Here is a 16526-nt window from a genome sequence, read left to right as displayed (position 1 = left end):
AGAATATCATGACCTCAGAGACAATCAACGTGGACCGCCGAACGTTCCTCGCGGGGACCGGCGGCGTACTATTCGGTTCCGCTCTCGTAAGCGGGACGGCGCAGGCCCAATCGGCCGACGAACCGGTCGACATCGACTCGTGGTTCGACGGCGTGGACAACTTCGACGGCGTCACGGACCTGACCGGACAGGAGACGGTGACCGTGGAGGTGGGGTCACCCGGAAACGGCGGCGCGTACGGGTTCGCGCCCGCCGCGGTTCGCATCGACCCCGGAACGACGGTGGTGTGGGAGTGGACCGGCGAGGGCGGCGTCCACAACGTCGAAGCGTCCGACGGGTCCTTTAAGAGCGAACTCCTCGGCAACGCGGGCGCGACGTTCGAACACGCGTTCGAGGACGACGGCGCGACGACGTACTACTGCATGCCGCACGAAGCGATGGGGATGAAAGGGGCGGTGCTCGTCGGCGACGCGGCCGTCGGCGGCGCGTCCGCGGACGCGGGAACGGCCGGCGAGTCCGGCGAACCGGCGTACGACGGCTGGTTTGACGGCGCGGACAACTACGAATCGACGACCGACCTCCGGGGGCAGAGAACCGTGACCGTCTCCGTCGGCGCGCCGGGCAACGGCGGCGCGTTCTCGTTCGACCCCCCGGCGATACGGATCACTCCAGGCACGACGGTGGTCTGGGAGTGGACGGGGTCCGGGATGCACTCCGTGACCGCCCTCGACGGATCGTTCGAGAGCGAGATGACCGCCGAGGCGGGACACACGTTCTCGCAGACGTTCGCGTCCGACAGAATCCACAAGTACGCCTGCCCGCCCCACGAAGTCCTCGGCATGAAGGGCGCGGTGGTCGTCGGCGGGGGCGGCGCCGCTGAGACGCCTCCCGCCGACCGCCTCGGAGACTACCTGACGGTCGGGTTCGGCGCGTCCATCGTGGCCGCCGTCCTCGGGATACCGTACCTCTCCGCCAAGGAGCGTCCGGACGCGTCGCCGCCGTCGTCGGCCTCACCGCCGCCGAGTCGCTAATCGGTGCGGTCCCCGGACCGGACGCTTCGGTGCGGTCACCCGTCCGCCGTCGCGTCCGACATCGCGTCCGAACACGTTCGGCGCAGGAGCGAGGGGGCGTCCGAACCACCGTCCGAACGACGCCCGCGCGGCGTCAGTTTCACCATGCCACGAGACGACGCACCCTCGGGAGAACGACCGAAGCCGCCGCACGCCGGCGTCGACGCGGACGAGCGACCGTTCGTCCTCGTCTGGGAGGTGACGCAGGCGTGCGAACTCGCCTGCGACCACTGTCGCGCCGACGCGCGACCGAACCGCCACCCGGACGAACTGACCACCGAGGAGGGAAAGCGCCTCCTCGAACGGGCGCGGGCGTTCGGCGACGGGCAACTCGTCGTCCTCTCGGGCGGCGACCCCCTCGCCCGCGACGACATCGCCGAACTCGTCTCCTACGGGACCGACCTCGGTCTGCGAGTGACGCTCACGCCGTCGGGAACATCGTCGCTGACGCGCGAACGCGTCGAAGAACTCGCCGACGCGGGCCTCAAGCGGATGGCCCTGAGCATCGACGGCGCGACGCCGGCGACGCACGACGACTTCCGCGGCGAGGACGGCAGTTTCGAGGAGACGCTTTCTGCCGCCGAGTTCGCCCGGAGCGTCGACCTCCCCCTCCAGATAAACACGACCGTCTGTCGCCGAACCGTCGGGGAACTGTCGGGCGTCCGCGATATCGTCTCGGAACTGGGCGCGGCGATGTGGTCGGTGTTCTTCCTCGTCCCCGTGGGCCGGGGCCGCCTCCTCGACCCGGTGTCGCCGGAACGCGCCGACGAGGTGATGGAGTGGCTGGCGTCCGTCGGCGACGAGGAACCGTTCGGACTCAAGACGACGGAGGCACCCCAGTACCGTCGCGTCCGAGTCCGACGGCGACGGGCCGAAGCCGACGACGGGGAGTCGGGCGGCGGTCCCCCGGCGGGCGTCTCGCGGCGGCGCGGAATCGTCGCCGGCGACGGCTTCGCGTTCGTGAGTCACACGGGCGAGATTTTCCCCTCGGGTTTCCTCCCCGAATCGGTCGGAAACGTCCGGGAGGAGGATTTGGTCGAGCGATACCGGGAGTCGGACCTGTTCGAGTCGCTCCGCGACAGGGGCCGACTCCGGGGGAAGTGCGGCGCGTGTCCGTTCAACCGCCTCTGCGGCGGGAGTCGATCTCGCGCCTACGCCCACACGGGCGACCCCTTAGAGAGCGACCCCCTCTGTCCGTACGTCCCGCCCGGATACGACGGCCCGGTGCCGGCGGCCGACGGGAGAGGACGGAGTCGTGACCGCGCGCACCGAGGCGGCCGTCGATGCCGACGGGGGCGCAGAGACGGACGCTCTCGGACCCGTAGAGCGGATGCGCCGCGAACAGGTCCGGCGCGCGCTCCGCCGGTTAGAGGCGCAGGGAGAAATGACGGACGAACAGCGACGGACGGTCGAGCGACTGTCGAACTGCCTCGTCGGCGCGCTTCGAGATCCGGCGCACGTCGTCGCGGCGGACGACCGAGCGACCGTCCGCAACTACTTTCAGACGGAGTGAGAAGAGTCAGCCATGCCGCGAGCCACGTTAGCGATAACGTTGCCGGAGTGGACGTGGGTGTCGGAGCTCTCGACGGCGAACCCCGACGTGACGTTCGAGGTGCTCGCCGCGATGCCGTCCGACGAGACGGGCGTCGGCCTCGTCGAACTGTCGGGGTCGAACCTCGATACGGTGATAGCGCAGATGGACGAGGACGAGCGCATCGTCTCGACGAACCTGCTCGAAGTGCGGGAGGACGCCGCACTCGTGCAGTTCGAGACGACCGAACCGCTGTTGCTCCTCTCTATCCGCGAAGCGGGCGTCCCCCTCGAACTCCCCATCGCCATCCGCGACGGCGAGGCCGAACTGGAGGTGACGGCGTCGCGCGACAGACTCTCGGAGCTCGGCGCGCAGTTCGAGGTGTTCGGCATCCCCTTCGACCTCCGGTCGGTGAAACAGACCGTCGAGATGGAGTCGCTCCTGACGGACGACCAGCGCGGACTCCTCGAAACCGCCGCCGAGGAGGGGTACTACGACTCCCCCCGACGCTGTACGCTGACGGAACTCGCGGAGACGGTGGGACTCGCCAAGTCCACGACGAGCGAGAAGCTCCACCGCGCGGAGGGGCGCGTCATCAAGGAGTACCTCGACTCCGACCGATGAACCCGAACGTGTTCGGGGGAGCGTTCAGGGTCTCTCGACGCCGACGGCCGAGTATGAGCGACGCGCAACACGACCTGAGCGAACCCGTCGAATCTGTCGAACCGATCACCGACCGCGTCCACGACAACTCGTGGTCGGCGAACCTCGAACACCCCGTCCACGCCGACGACAGGGAACTCGTCGTCCGGCAGGCCCTCGACGCCGTGGCCCACACGACGGCGGGGAACCACGTCAACCTCGTCACCCACGGCGACCACGGCCACCCGGAGACGTACCTCTACGAGGAACTCGAAGCGAGCGACCACGACGTCGAGTGGGAGTACGTCGAACGCTGCGGGTGCGGCGGCCACGTGACTCGCGTGCACGTCCGCTCGGACGGAGGGGCGGAGTGAGCGACGAAATCCAACACTGACGCGGAACCGACGCGGCGTGGCGAGCGACGGAACGCGGCGTTACCGAGCGACGGACGACGGAGACACAGATGAGTTCGAACCCACTCGCTGACGCACTCGCGCCGGACGCCGGGTCGGTGTTCGGCGTGCTGAACGACGACGACTGCCAGCGGATGGTCGAACAGATGGACCGGCCGATGACCGCCGACGAGATCGGCGACGAGTGCGAACTCCCCCGTTCGACGGTGTACCGGAAGCTCGAACGACTCGTGGAGGCGAACCTCGCGGAGAAGCGACTCCACGCCGGCGAGGCGGCGACGTACCGACTCACCTTCGACCGGGTGGTGCTCGCAGTCGAGGAGGAGACGGACGGAGTGGCGCTGAGCGTTCGAGTCGAGGAGGGAGCGGAGACGGCCGCTGACCTGTGGTCCGAGGTCAAAGCGGAGCGCGAGCGATGACGACGGAACCGACCCTCGCCTCGGCGGTGGTCGTCGCGAAGACGGTGACGCTCGTGCTCGGCGGTCTGGTGACGTTTGTGACGTGGAAGGCGTTCCGACGGACCGGAAGGCGGGCGCTGAAGGCGCTCTTCGTCGGCTTCGCCGTCGTCACCCTCGGGTCGCTGACGGCGGGCGTCGTCGACCAACTGCTCGCCGTGGACGCCGACTACGCCCTCGTCGTCGAGAGCGTGCTGACCGCCGTCGCTCGACGTCGCCGAGTGAAACTCGGCTGCTCACCGAATGTTATTCGGTGACGACGACTGCGCCCCTCATCCCCATCGCCTGGTGGGGGGTACAGACGTACTTGTACGTGCCCGCCTCCTCGAACGTCTGCGAGAACGTGTGGCCCTTCTCGCCGGTCATCTCGCTCTCGAACGACCCGTCCTTCGCGGAGACGTTGTGGCTAGCGCCCTCCCCCGTCCACTCCCAGACGACGGTGGTTCCGGCGTCCACCCGGACGGCCGCGGGGTCGAACGCGTAGTTACCGTTGTTTCCGCTCGCGCCGACGGCGACGGTCACCTCGGAGTTGCCCGTCGTATCGACGACGCCGTCGTAGTTGCTCATGTCGTCGAACCACCCACCGAACGACGGTTCGTCGCCGCCGGACTCTGAACCCGCGGCGTCCGTCGCCGTCCGCGCCGGCGTCTCCGTGGACGCGGGCGTCGATTCGCCGCCCCCGCCGCCGGCTTGATTCGCTTCCGCGCCGCTTCCGGTGCATCCCGCGAATGCGCCGACGGCGAGCGTACCGAGGGCCGCGGCGAACGCGCGTCGAGTCGAGTGTGAGTCCATCATACAGTCGGTCGTTCCGGCGGTACGCCACAGTCGCTTGCGCCGAACCTGTTCGGGTGCGCTCTCTCGGACCGATAACCGGCGTCTCCGCTCGCCCGTTTTCGATACCCCCTCGAACGCCGTCCCTCCGCCGGCACCTACGGCTTTAGGTATACGACTTTTGCAGATAGGAGAACTCGTCTCGAAACAGAGAGTCCGATGGCAGTCACAGAAAACAGAACCCTCCCGTCCGAAGTCCTCGACGAACACCTCGCCCTCTTGGCGAACGACCAGCGACGAGCCATCGTCGAGATACTCGCCGAAGAGAACCGCTCGCACCAGGTCCGACTCCTCGCGGGCTGGACCGCGGCCGAGGAGCGAGGCGTCCCGTTGGACGCGTTACCCGAAGAGGCCGTCGAACGGATGGAGGTCAAACTCCACCACGTCCACCTGCCGAAACTGGACGAGGCAGGAATCGTCGAGTACGACGCCGAGGAGAACCGGGTCGCGCCGGGGGCGGAGATGGCGACGGCACGGCGTCTAGTCGAGTCGTTACGGTCGGCTCGAAGAAACTGAGCCGGTGCAGGCGGATGACGGAGAGGCCCACATCGGGCGGCGACCCAGAGACGCTCGGCCGGTGCGCCGAGTGCGGGGCGGTCTACCCCGTGCAACGGACGCCGGGCGGAGATTTTCGAGTCGTCGGAACCGGAGGGTCGTGCGAGTGCGGACACGCCGAATTCGAACCCCTCGGAGAACCGTAGTCGAAACGAGGGCCGGCGGACCGCCTCCGAACGGAGTGTCGCAGACGAGCGTGAGTGAACCGATGCACAGTCCGCCGAGATCACGAACGGAAGTCGAAGAACAGCGGTACGGACGTCAAATTTGACTGCGAACGATCACCCCAGCCACGATAACAGGTACACGATGAACTCATCAGGCTCAACGTCGGACGTCACTCGAGACGATATAGAGCGTCTGTTCTCGACGTCCGACGAGCCGTGCACGCCGTTCACCGCGTCGGAAGTCGCAGAGCGATTAGAGTGTCCGGAACGGACCGTCGAACGGGAGCTGGAAGCGCTCGCCGACCGGGACGAGGTACGGACGAGAGAGGTCGCCGACGGAACCCGCGTCTGGTGGCGGCCGCCGGGCGAGGCGAACTCGACCGATCAACAGTCCGAACTGCGGGAGTTCGGCGCGTTCGTGAGGGCGGTCAAAGACTACGCGATTTTCATGCTCAACCCCGACGGCACCGTCGCCAGCTGGAACGAGGGGGCCAGACGTATCAAGGGGTACTCGGAGGACGAGATAGTCGGTCGCCACTTCTCTACGTTCTACACCGAGGAAGACAACAAAAACGAGGTCCCGGAGACGAACCTCCAAGCCGCCGCGACGGAGGGCCACACCGAGGACGAAGGCTGGCGGGTTCGGCAGGACGGCACGCGGTTCTGGGCGAACGTCATCATCACCGCCATCCGCGACGTCGACGGCACGCTCCAAGGGTTCACGAAGGTGACCCGCGACATGACCGAACAACGGGAGTACGAGCTGCAACTCCGCAGAGAGCGCGACCTGACCGAGCAGATACTCGAAACCGCGCCGGTCAGCATCTGCGTGCTCGACTCCAACAGGGAGTTCGTGAGGGCGAACCAGCAGGCGCTCGACCTCCTCGGCGCCGACGAAGCCTCCGTGGAGGGAGACTCCATCGAGTCGAAGAACCTCTACGACGGCGCGGGGGACTTCGTTCCGAGCGACGAGCGACCGTGGACGCAGGTCATCGACACCGGGAAATCCGTGTACGATTACCAGTGTCGGTCCGACTGGACGGAGGGCGACCGGCGCTGGCTCTCGATCAACGTGGTCCCCCTCGAAGGCGGCCTCTCCGACGACAGCGGAGTCGTCGTCGCGATCGAGGACATCACCGCACAGAAAGAGCGCGAACGGCAGCTCGAAGAGCGGAAGTCGGAGCTCGAGAGCGAGCTGAGCGAGATTCTCGGCCGCATCTCCGACGCGTTCTTCGCGCTCGACGACAAGTGGCAGTTCACCCACCTCAACGAACGCGCCGCGGAGCTGTTCCAGCAGCCCCAGACTGGGTTCGCCGGACGGTCCTTCTGGGAGGTGTTCCCCGAACGGTCCGACGGACGGCTCTGGGAGGAGTTCCACAGGGCGATGGGAACGCAGGAACCGGTCGACTTCGAGCTGTACGACGAGCGACTCGAAGCGTGGCTCGAATACAACGTCTACCCCTCCGAGTCGGGGCTGTCCATCTACATCCACGATATCACCGACCGACGGGAGTACCAGCGGAAACTGGAGGAGTCCAACGAGCGCTTAGAGCAGTTCGCCTACGCCGCCTCCCACGACCTCCAAGAACCGCTCCGGATGGTGTCGAGCTACCTTCGGCTCATCGAGAGCCGGTACGACGGCGTCCTCGACGAGGAGGGGCAGGAGTTCCTCGAGTTCGCCGTCGACGGTGCCGACCGCATGCGGGACATGATCAACAGCCTGCTCAAGTACTCCCGCGTGGAGACGCGCGGCGATCCGTTCGAGCCGGTCGACCTCAACGACGTACTCGACGAAGCCCGCAACGACCTCAGGCGGGCGATAGCGGAGAGCGACGCCGCGATCACGGCGGAGACGCTCCCCACCGTCGAGGGCGACGCCAGCCAACTCAGGCAGGTGTTCCAGAACCTACTCGAGAACGCCATCGAGTACTCGGGCGACGAACCGCCACGGGTCCACGTCGGTGCCGAACGCGACGGCGGCAGCTGGACCATCTCGGTCACGGACGAGGGCATCGGCATCGACTCCAAGGACGCCGACCGCGTCTTCGAGGTGTTCCAGCGACTCCACACCCGCGAGGAGTACGAGGGCACCGGCATCGGACTGGCGCTCTGCGAACGCATCGTCGAACGCCACGGCGGCGAGATGTCGCTCGACTCCGAACCCGGCGAGGGGTCGACGTTCTCGTTCACGATCTCTTCCAACGATGAGTAACGAAACCAACGACGGAGAACCGATAGAAGTCCTCCTCATCGAGGACAACCCCGGCGACGTCCGGTTGACGAAAGAAGCGTTCAAAGAGGGGCAGGTCGGTACCACGCTCCACGTCGCGGCCGATGGCGTCGAAGCGCTCGACTTCCTCTACCGACGCGAGGAGTACGCCGACGCGCCGCGGCCGGACATCATCCTCCTCGACCTCAACCTTCCGCGAAAGGACGGCGAGGAAGTCCTCGAGGAGATACAGAACGATACGGACCTCTCGCGGATTCCGGTTATCGTCCTGACGAGCTCGAAGACGACGGAGGACATCACGAAGTTCTACGAGCTGCAGGCGAACGCCTACCTGGTGAAACCCGTCGAACCCGACGAGTTCGTCGAGCTCGCGCGCGCCTTAGAGGAGTTCTGGTTCCGCTTCGCCGAACTGCCGACCCGCACGGCGTGAGCGTCCGGGGCCGTCACTCCGAGTTCTCGACGTCGCGTCCGAAGGGACTGTACGCGCAGGTGTACTCGTTGCGGATGATCTCCTCTTCGGCTATCTCGAATCCGAGCGCGCTGAGTTCCCGCCCGATTCGGCTCAGGTCGTCGCCGTCGCGTCCCACGGCGGTGATGTGAACGTTCTCGTCGCCGGTCATTATCTCTCGGACGGAGACGACGCCGTCCACGTCGAGCGCCTGCTTCGCCAGTTTCTCCCGGTCGGGGATGGGCGCGGTGCAGAAGATGATAGTGTACAACTGGTAACCCATCGCCTCGTAATCGACGTCGAGGTGGCTCCCGCGGATGATGCCGTTGGACTCTAGCTTGCTGATTCGGTTGCGGACGGTGCTGGCGGAGACGCCGCGTTCTTCGGCGATGTCTCCCCCCGACGTGTGTCGCGCGTCCTGTTGGAGCGCGTAGATGATGTAGCGGTCGAGGTCGTCAAGCGATGGCGACGCCATGCTACGATGAGCGAGCGAGAGGCCGATATGTGTTTTGCTCCGTCGGGGGGGTGAGCCGAGCGGGACGGCTCAGAAGAGCCAGCGGTCGGCGAGACGGGCGAGGCGGCCGCGCCGCCGCGCGTCCTGCCCGTGGACCATCAGCACCGAACAGCCCCACTCGTCGACGATGCGCGACTGCGCCCGGTCGGACCCCGCCTCGACGCCGACGACCAACACGTCGTCGTCGTACGGCGGTCCGTCGGAGCGACCGCCGTCGGTGAACGGCAGTCCCGTCCGGACTGGGGCCGAGCACAGTTGCCCGATTTCCTCGTGATACTCGCGTATCGTCCGCGCCCGCGTCGGGCGGGACTCCACGTCCACCGCGTGGTTGAGTGCGACGGTGGCACCAGCCTCGGTGGCGAGGGCGTCCGCGACGGCGACCTTGGTGGGGTCGTAGGGGCCCTCGTCCGTGAGGACGCCGACCGTCTCTATCTCGCCGAGTCCGCGGTCGTCGAGGAGCGTCACGTCGCAGGGGGCGTGTCGCACGACCCAGTCGGCGTCGTCGCCGAACAGGCGGCCGCGGAGGCCCGACGCGCCGGGGTCGTGCTCCATCAGGAGCATGTCCACCTCCTCGTGGTCGGCGTAGTTGACGACGGCGTGTCTCGTGTCGTGGCTGACGATGGTACCGCTGTCGACGGGCACGTCGAACTCCTCGTCGAGTTCGTCAGTCTGTCGCTCGAACTGGAGGTCCGCGGGCGACTCCGTCTCGGAGGCGTGCGTCAACGGAACCTGGTCGGGGACTTCCTCGAAGCGGACGACCGTCACCCGACCGTGGTTCGGACGCGCGAGGTCGGCCGCCACGCGGACGAACGCCCGTTCTTCGTCCTTGGTGACGTCGTTCGAGAGGGCGACGAGAACGCGGTAGCCGCTGGTCCACTCCTCGATGGCGTCCCGCGTCCGTTCGACTGCGCTCTGCCCTATCTGCCGGCGGACGGCGTCTCTCGCCGCGCCCTCGCGGTCCACTCTCGGGCGCGCGTACGCGAAGTACCAGCCGATGCCTGCGGCGGTCATCACGGCGGCACCGACGAACGGGACGGTCCCCATCTGCGTGAGGAGGACCACGCCGCCGACGATGCCGAACGCCTGCGTCCACGGGTAGAGCGGCGACTCGAACGACGGTTCGTACTCGACGTTGCCCTCGCGGAAGGCCACGATGGCGAAGTTGATGAGGACGAACACGAGGATCTGGAAGGCGCTCGCCAGTTTGGCGATGTCGAGGATGGGGACGAACGCGATGAGGAGTAACAGGACGACGCCGGTGAGCGTGATGGAGGTGCTCGGCGTGCCAAACCGGTCGCTGACGACCGACAGCGAGGACGGGACGAGGTTGTCCCGACTCATTGCGAAGGGGTACCGCGACGACGAGAGGATGCCCGCGTTCGCGGTGCTGACGAGGGCCAAGACGGCGGCGACGACGATGGCGACGACGCCCGCGGTGCCGAGGGTCGCCTCGGCCGCGACGGCCATCGGCGTGGCGCTCTCGGCGATGCTTCCGGGGTCGGTGACGCCGACCATCACCGCCACGATGAGCGTGTACAGAAGCGTCGTGAACGCCAGCGAACCGACGATGCCGAGAGGGATGTTCCGGTCGGGGTCCTCGACTTCCTCGGCGACGCTCGCTATCTTCGTCACGCCCGCGTAGGAGACGAACACCAGACCGGTCGCCGCCAACAGGCCGCCGACGCCGCCGGTGAGGAACGGTCGGTAGTTGGTCTGCTGGACGCTGGGCGTCCCGCCGACGGCGAACCACACGAGTGCGGCGAGCATCACCGCGACGATGCCGACTTGGAGGCGGCCCGTCTGCTTCGCGCCGAAGAGGTTGACGAGGACGAGAACCGCCGCCAACGCGAGGGCGACGGGCGTGACGATGTCCGACGGCACGTCGAACAGCAACAGGAGGTACGGGACGCCGCCCACGAGGGCGAGTGCGCCCTTGAAAGAGAGGGAGAACCACGTCCCGAGACCGGCGACCGTTCCGAGAAGCGGGCCCATCCCGCGTTCGATGTACAGGTACGTCCCGCCCGCTTCGGGCATCGCCGTCGCCATCTCGGACTTCGACAACGCCGCGGGCAACACGAGGAGGCCGGCGATCACGTACGCGAGGATGACCGCCGGGCCGGCGATTTTGACGGCGAGTGCCGGGAGGATGAAGATACCGCTCCCGACCATCGCGCCGATACTGATGGCGAGGACGGAGTAGAGGCCGAGGTCACGCTCTAACGCCTTCTGCATCAGTTCGACCTCCTCCCGCCGAGGCGGGCGATTCGGTTCCGGGCCGACTTGGCGAACCGGTCGGTGCCGAGCGTTTCCGAACGGAGGCGACTCCCGAGGTCGAACGACCGCGCGACGCTCCGGTCCGGCTCAGATCCGTCATTGGTGTCGAACATCGGTTCGACGGGCGAACCGTCCGACGTTTCGGTGTCGGGGTCGAGCGTCGTTCGAAGCACGGCCCCAGTGATGGCCGTGGACGCGCAGATCGATTCCACGCCCAGTTCGTCGAAGGCGTCTCGATTCCGCGGGTCGTTGACGAGGACAATGACTCGCGGGACGCCGAACTGACAGCGCAGCAACTGGACGACCAGCATGTTGACGCTGTCCTCCAACGAGACGGCGATAGCCGTCTCGGCGTCGCCGACCCCCACCTCGTCCAACGACCGCAGGCTGGTGAGCGTCGCCTCCCGTGCCGGTACTCCGTTCTCGCGTGCGCGTCGGACCGCAGTCTCGCTGTCGTCGACGAAGCGGACGGTCCCGCGACGTTCGTCCATCTGTCCAGCGAGCAAGCGGCCGACGTGACCACCGCCGACGATGAGTGTTTGTGTAGACATGGTTGTAGGTGCGTACGTCGCCGGAGTGGTGCCCGGCTTCGGCACTAGCACATACAGGACGGAACGGCATAAACTAGCCGGTTCGAATATCGATTCGACAAAATAAATCCCATATTTTGTTTATCCGTCCTAGGACAGTGGGAGAAACGGGACCGTGTTCGCTCCGTGACGTATCCGTTCGGGTAATAAACCGCGGGGTAGCCGGGTGGAGTCGGACGTGCGGGAACAGACTGCGGAGAGGGCACGAGAGGACGGGAAGAACGAGTCACCGGAGTGACGCAGTCACCGCCCGTCGTCTCGGAGAACGCGGAAGCGCCCGGCGGTCAGTCCCGCCACGGTGCCCGTGAAGTGGGCAACGAGTGCGCTCCCGGGTGCGCTGTAGGTGAGCGTGAGGGCGAACGCGACGAGGGCGACGAGAATCACGACGGCCCGCGCGGGGAGGCGGAACCGGTCGAGGAGCGACGCCGAGACGGGGTTCGAGGCGAGGACGTAGCCGACCAACGCGAACGCCGCCCCGGACGACCCGAGAACCGCCGTCGGGTTCCCGAGAGCCATCCCCGACCACACTTGGGCGACGGCGGCGAGTGCGCCCGTCGAGAGGAAGAACGCGTGGAACTTCAGCCGGGTCGTCGAGAGCGAGACGATGCCGCCGGCGACGGCGATGAGCATCGCGTTCGAGACGAGGTGCGCGGGGTTGGCGTGGGCGTACACGCTCGTGACGAGCCCCCACGGCGGGTCGAAGACGGGCGGCGCGAGGACGAACAGTCGGGCCGAACCGACCAGAAAGCTCCACCACGTCAGCAGGGAGACGACGACCATCGCGACGAGCGTCTGGACCGCCGGGTTCCGAGCGGCCCGTTCGAAGAGAGACGCCTCGCGGTCCGGCTTCATGCCGGTTCGTAGGACCGGCGCGTATGAAACGTTACGGACGAGTTCCCTCGGGAGGTTTCCGCCGTTCGACAGTCGCCGTAGGGTCGTCGAGTTCCGCGCTCTCGTCGTCGCGGCGAGAGCCGGTACGAAACCGCGGGAGACTCACCGAACGACGGTGACCGGGACCGGAGAGCGACGGAAGACCTTCTCTGCGACGTTTCCGACGAACAGTCGTTCGGCCACCGTCCCCCCGTGCGTCCCGAGGACCACCGCGTCGAAGTCGTCGACCCGGCGGAGAATCGCCCGTACCGGATGCCCGGCCTGTACCTCGGTAGTTATCTCGGTGTCGTACTCGGACGCAACCTCCTCGGCGCGGATTTTGACGGCCACAGGAGCAGAGATATCAAAGATAGTTTTTCTAGTTTTGACGGCTCGGACTATTTTTCTATCAAAACGGTGCAAATCGGGAACGCTAGCAAAGAAGCCCCGGACGTGAAAGAGAGCAAAATCGAACGAAACGTCCAAACGCCGTCGCCAGCGCCGACGAACGCGTACTTCGCCTGACGAAATTCAGAGAGAAGATTTGATAGCAAAAATTGAAAAGAGTGAAAAGACGAGTGAACCATCAAAGCAGTCTTTGATAGTTTTGACGTTAGAGAGAAGCTCTCGCTCGTCATTGTAATCGCGTGACTGCGGGGCGTTACGCTGGTTGGCGTAGTCGACAATGGAAACAAAGAGGGCAAAGATGGTTTTGCCATCCATACTCAAACTATAAGTTTAGACGGCAAAGACAGTCCGTATGGCCGGACCAGTAAAACTCTGCGTGTCGAACCAGAAGGGGGGCGTCGGGAAGACCACTATCGCCATCAACGTCGCGGGCGCACTCAACGCCCGTGGGCACGACGTGCTCTTCGTCGATTTGGACCCCCAAGGGAACGCGACGGAGAACCTCGGGCTGATGGAGGCCTACGACGACGAACCGCCGACGCTGTTCGACTGTCTCACGGACGCCGAGAAGCGAGGGGAGATAGAGAACATCGTCCGAGGACACCCCGAGATGGACGTCGTCCCGTCGAACATCGACATGACGGCCGCGGAACCCGAACTCACCCTCGCGCGCCGAAGCGGCGAGCAACTCGACCTCGTCCTCCGGGAGGTCGAAGACGACTACGACTACGTCATCGTCGACTGCCCGCCGAACCTCGGGAACCTGATGGACAACGCGCTGTTCGCGACGCAGAACGTGCTCATCCCGGCGCTCGCGGAATCGACATCGAAGCGCGCCTTTGAGCTGCTCTTCGACCACATCGACGCCTTGGAGTACGACTACGAGATAGACATCCGGGACCGAGGCGTCGTCGTCAACCGCATCGACGTGCGGAAGAAGCAGGCCCGCGAGATGGTCGATTGGATAAACGCCGCGTTCGAGGACGTTCCGATCTGGGAGATTCGCGAACGCGCCGACGTGCAGAAGGCCCTCGACGCCGGCGTGTCGCTCCTCGAGTTCAACCCCGACTGCGACATGTGCGAGACGTTCCTCGACGTGGCGGCCGACCTCGACGAACAGTTCGGTCTCGCGGAGGCGAACGCATGAGCGACGGCGACCGCGCCGACCGACTCCGACGCCGTCGCCAACGCGCCCGCGATCGCGCGCACGGTTCGTCGGCGGACGAAGACGACGAAGGGGAAACTCACGCCGAGGAGGCGTCCGACGCCGAGGAGTCCGAAACCGAGTCTCGGACGGAGGCTGAGACGACGGAGACGGCGGCTTCAGCAGAGACAGCAAAACCGTCAAAGACGAACGAGACGAGCGGGAAAGACGAGACGGAAAAGACGAGCGAGACGGAAGAGACGGAAAAGACGGACAGCGTAGACGAGAGCGGCGGGACCGCAGAGACGGCCGAGAGCGAAGGGAGAAACGAGACCGGTCGAACCGACCACTCCGACGAAACGGACGAGGGAGACGAGACGGGAACGGCGGCCGGTTCGTCGGATGCAGAGACGGCCGCGTCGGGCGGAGAGAACGGAGCCGAACCCGAGGACGCGGCGGCGGATCGGGAGTCGCCGCCGACGTCCGTCAAGGACGAGCAGAAGCCGACGTACATGTACCTCCCGCACGACGTGCGTCGGAACCTCGACAGGGCATACGCGATGCTCAAAGCCGACTACGAGTACGAGTTCGACGAGAGCTTCGAGAAGAACCGCCACTTCTACCCCCTCGTCGTCTCGCTCGGCCTCGACGAGATAGACGAACTCGACGCCGAGAGCGTTCGGGAGAAGTTGGAAGACGTCGAGTGACCGGCTCGGACGCCCGTCGGGGACGTTCGATACCGCCGGCGCCGGAGTACCGCATCCGGGCGTCGTTCGTAATTAGTTCCTCGTTTCGTCGTGGGTTGTGCTGCCGTTCGCCGTCCCCGCCACCGTCTCCGCTGTCGTCTCCGCCGCCGTCTCGACGGCCGAGGCGTCACTCCTTCAGCGCCGCTTGACAGCCTCTAGGTCGAACTCGTTGACGTCGGTATTCGGACGGAGTCCGGCCTCCTCGATGACTCTGATGTCGTCGGCCGGCGACTGTCCCTCGGTGGTGAGATAGTCCCCCGTGAGGATGCCGTCCGCGCCGGCCTCGAACGGGCGGTGCTGTTCGTCCGCGCCGAGGTTCACCTCCCGACCGCCGGTGAGGCGGATGCGCGCCTCTGGATGAAGGAGTCGGTAGACGGCGACGGTCCGAACAATCTCCTCTGTAGTGATGTCCGCCTCGTCCGCATCGCCGAGTGGCGTCCCCTCGACGGGGTTGAGGACGTTCACCGGGAGGGAAGCGACGCCGATATCGCGGAGCGCGAGGGCGGCGTCGATACGGTCGGTCGGCGCTTCGCCCATCCCGAGGATGACGCCGGCGCAGAGGTTCATTCCCGCGCTCTTGGCGCGTTCGAGCGTCTTCACGCGGTCCTCGAAGGAGTGGGTGGAGACGACCTCTGGGAAGTAGTCGGGGGACGTCTCGATGTTGTGGTTGTAATGGTTGACCTCCTCCTCAGCGAGAATCTCGGCTTCCTCCGCGGTCAGCAGGCCGAGACTCGCGTCCACCTCGACGTCCGTCTCGTCGCGGACGAGACGAATCGCCCGGAGCACGTCCGCCCACTCCTCGGGGCGGCGGTCCTTGCTCACGCCCTCCTCCGCGACGACGATGCCGAAGCGCTGAGCGCCGTCGTGTTCGGCGCGTTTCGCGGCCGCGAGAATTTCGTCGGGATCGAGGAAGCCGTAGGAGTCGATTCCGGTGTCGAAGTGGACCGACTGCGCGCAGAACCCGCAGTCTTCCGTGCAGTCGCCCGCCTTCGCGTTGACGATGCTGCAGGCGTCGACCGTGTCGTCACCGTAGTGAGCGCGAACGTAGTCCGCCGCCGGCGCTAAATCTTCGACCGGTTGCGCGACGAGTGCGAGCGCGTCCGTCCGGTCGAGAGCCTCGCCCTCGAGTATCCGTTCTACCGCGCCATCGACCGTCCGATTTCCAGTCTCGTAAACCACGGTTCGAACCGTAGTTTACGACCTTATAATGGTTGTGTATTGACAAGTGGTCGGCAGAGAGTACCTGCGTCATCTACGGACGACGCATCAGAGAAGGACGCAGTCGAGAGTGACTACCGTGAGTCGGGGCCGGAGTAGTATTCGAATCCTCACCGGATGCCATAGGGAGACGGCGAACGGCGAACGTATCAAACCACTCTAAAGTTTCAATCGAAGTTCAGATGATATGTGTAGTTCTAGTACTGTACTAGAAAAATAGTAGTCGCTAGTAGCTGGGCCGTTACTCGGCAATGGATCGGTGTATCGATATACCATATACTGATTAAGGCATTAACGAACCGCACTGTATCGTCATCCGACTCTATCTCTCGGAGACACACCACTCCTACAAGTGATTCGACCGGGAACCGGTTCACTTGAAATAGTGGAGTGGGGACCCGACGGAGAAGCGTTGAAGCG

At 65.8% G+C, this 16526-nt stretch carries 18 protein-coding genes and 2 pseudogenes; 12 read left to right on the top strand and 8 right to left on the bottom strand.

What is annotated here, in order from left to right; genetic code table 11:
- Nucleotides 1–8 precede the first annotated feature (8 nt).
- The 7 genes and pseudogenes from ACFQEV_RS00730 to ACFQEV_RS00700 all read left to right on the top strand — a co-directional run bounded on the left by ACFQEV_RS00730 (nt 9) and on the right by ACFQEV_RS00700 (nt 4368).
- Nucleotides 9–1031: a halocyanin domain-containing protein gene (locus tag ACFQEV_RS00730; RefSeq protein WP_379691977.1), complete on the top strand. Its 1023-nt coding sequence runs from the start codon at nt 9–11 to the stop codon at nt 1029–1031.
- A 144-nt stretch (nt 1032–1175) separates the two neighbouring features.
- Nucleotides 1176–2318 (top strand): annotated as a pseudogene (locus tag ACFQEV_RS00725) (TIGR04053 family radical SAM/SPASM domain-containing protein); the annotation flags it as partial.
- A 7-nt stretch (nt 2319–2325) separates the two neighbouring features.
- Nucleotides 2326–2583, top strand: coding sequence for a hypothetical protein (locus ACFQEV_RS00720; protein ID WP_379691975.1), 258 nt, complete (start codon nt 2326–2328; stop codon nt 2581–2583).
- Between the two features lie 12 nt (nt 2584–2595).
- Nucleotides 2596–3225: a helix-turn-helix domain-containing protein gene (locus tag ACFQEV_RS00715; RefSeq protein ID WP_379691974.1), complete on the top strand. Its 630-nt coding sequence runs from the start codon at nt 2596–2598 to the stop codon at nt 3223–3225.
- A 53-nt stretch (nt 3226–3278) separates the two neighbouring features.
- The gene (locus ACFQEV_RS00710) at nt 3279–3617 is read left to right on the top strand and encodes a CGCGG family putative rSAM-modified RiPP protein (RefSeq protein WP_379692200.1); all 339 of its coding nucleotides are present in this window, start codon (nt 3279–3281) and stop codon (nt 3615–3617) included.
- A gap of 89 nt (nt 3618–3706) precedes the next feature.
- Complete coding sequence (locus ACFQEV_RS00705) at nt 3707–4075, top strand: helix-turn-helix domain-containing protein (protein ID WP_379691973.1); 369 nt, start codon at nt 3707–3709, stop codon at nt 4073–4075.
- Nucleotides 4072–4368, top strand: coding sequence for a DUF7521 family protein (locus ACFQEV_RS00700; RefSeq protein ID WP_379691972.1), 297 nt, complete (start codon nt 4072–4074; stop codon nt 4366–4368). The genes ACFQEV_RS00705 and ACFQEV_RS00700 overlap by 4 nt, the downstream gene beginning before the upstream one ends.
- Here ACFQEV_RS00700 and ACFQEV_RS00695 read toward each other — a convergent pair.
- Entirely contained in the window at nt 4358–4906 is a 549-nt protein-coding gene (locus tag ACFQEV_RS00695) for a halocyanin domain-containing protein (protein ID WP_379691971.1), read from the bottom strand. The genes ACFQEV_RS00700 and ACFQEV_RS00695 overlap by 11 nt on opposite strands.
- Nucleotides 4907–5101: 195 nt before the next feature.
- Here ACFQEV_RS00695 and ACFQEV_RS00690 point away from each other — a divergent pair, with 195 nt between their 5' ends.
- The 3 genes from ACFQEV_RS00690 (at nt 5102) to ACFQEV_RS00680 (ending at nt 8324) form a co-directional block, all read left to right on the top strand.
- The gene (locus tag ACFQEV_RS00690) at nt 5102–5458 is read left to right on the top strand and encodes a DUF7344 domain-containing protein (protein ID WP_379691970.1); all 357 of its coding nucleotides are present in this window, start codon (nt 5102–5104) and stop codon (nt 5456–5458) included.
- A gap of 348 nt (nt 5459–5806) precedes the next feature.
- Nucleotides 5807–7876, top strand: a complete 2070-nt coding sequence (locus ACFQEV_RS00685) for a PAS domain S-box protein (RefSeq protein WP_379691969.1) — start codon at nt 5807–5809, stop codon at nt 7874–7876.
- The gene (locus ACFQEV_RS00680; protein WP_379691968.1) at nt 7869–8324 is read left to right on the top strand and encodes a response regulator; all 456 of its coding nucleotides are present in this window, start codon (nt 7869–7871) and stop codon (nt 8322–8324) included. Before ACFQEV_RS00685 ends, ACFQEV_RS00680 begins: the two co-directional genes overlap by 8 nt.
- Before the next feature lie 13 nt (nt 8325–8337).
- On the opposite strand, the gene ACFQEV_RS00675 is transcribed toward ACFQEV_RS00680, so the two are convergent.
- The 6 genes and pseudogenes from ACFQEV_RS00675 to ACFQEV_RS00650 form a co-directional block, all read right to left on the bottom strand.
- Entirely contained in the window at nt 8338–8817 is a 480-nt protein-coding gene (locus tag ACFQEV_RS00675; protein WP_379691966.1) for an Lrp/AsnC family transcriptional regulator, read from the bottom strand.
- Between the two features lie 69 nt (nt 8818–8886).
- The gene (locus ACFQEV_RS00670; protein ID WP_379691964.1) at nt 8887–11088 is read right to left on the bottom strand and encodes an amino acid permease; all 2202 of its coding nucleotides are present in this window, start codon (nt 11086–11088) and stop codon (nt 8887–8889) included.
- Nucleotides 11088–11681 carry a potassium channel family protein gene (locus ACFQEV_RS00665; RefSeq protein WP_379691962.1) on the bottom strand — a complete coding sequence of 198 codons (594 nt, stop codon included), beginning with the start codon at nt 11679–11681 and terminating at the stop codon, nt 11088–11090. The genes ACFQEV_RS00670 and ACFQEV_RS00665 overlap by 1 nt, the downstream gene beginning before the upstream one ends.
- A gap of 282 nt (nt 11682–11963) precedes the next feature.
- Entirely contained in the window at nt 11964–12572 is a 609-nt protein-coding gene (locus ACFQEV_RS00660; protein WP_379691960.1) for a rhomboid family intramembrane serine protease, read from the bottom strand.
- Nucleotides 12573–12713: 141 nt separating this feature from the next.
- A pseudogene (locus ACFQEV_RS00655) lies at nt 12714–12926 on the bottom strand (universal stress protein); the annotation flags it as partial.
- 195 nt (nt 12927–13121) lie between these two features.
- A complete protein-coding gene (locus ACFQEV_RS00650) occupies nt 13122–13313 on the bottom strand; it encodes a hypothetical protein (RefSeq protein ID WP_379691959.1) in 192 nt (63 codons plus the stop codon).
- Between the two features lie 37 nt (nt 13314–13350).
- Between ACFQEV_RS00650 and ACFQEV_RS00645 the strand changes: the two genes are divergently transcribed.
- Nucleotides 13351–14145 carry a ParA family protein gene (locus ACFQEV_RS00645; protein ID WP_379691957.1) on the top strand — a complete coding sequence of 265 codons (795 nt, stop codon included), beginning with the start codon at nt 13351–13353 and terminating at the stop codon, nt 14143–14145.
- Nucleotides 14142–14849, top strand: a complete 708-nt coding sequence (locus ACFQEV_RS00640; RefSeq protein ID WP_379691955.1) for a hypothetical protein — start codon at nt 14142–14144, stop codon at nt 14847–14849. The genes ACFQEV_RS00645 and ACFQEV_RS00640 overlap by 4 nt, the downstream gene beginning before the upstream one ends.
- Nucleotides 14850–15023: 174 nt before the next feature.
- Here ACFQEV_RS00640 and bioB read toward each other — a convergent pair whose 3' ends face one another.
- On the bottom strand, nt 15024–16067 hold the full coding sequence (bioB, locus tag ACFQEV_RS00635) for a biotin synthase BioB (RefSeq protein ID WP_379691953.1): 1044 nt from the start codon (nt 16065–16067) through the stop codon (nt 15024–15026).
- Nucleotides 16068–16526: the final 459 nt, after the last annotated feature.

This window comes from Halopelagius fulvigenes (genome assembly GCF_042662625.1).
Taxonomy (GTDB): domain Archaea; phylum Halobacteriota; class Halobacteria; order Halobacteriales; family Haloferacaceae; genus Halopelagius; species Halopelagius fulvigenes.
Note: the sequence above shows the minus strand (reverse complement) of the source record. Positions and strands in the feature narration are given on the sequence as shown.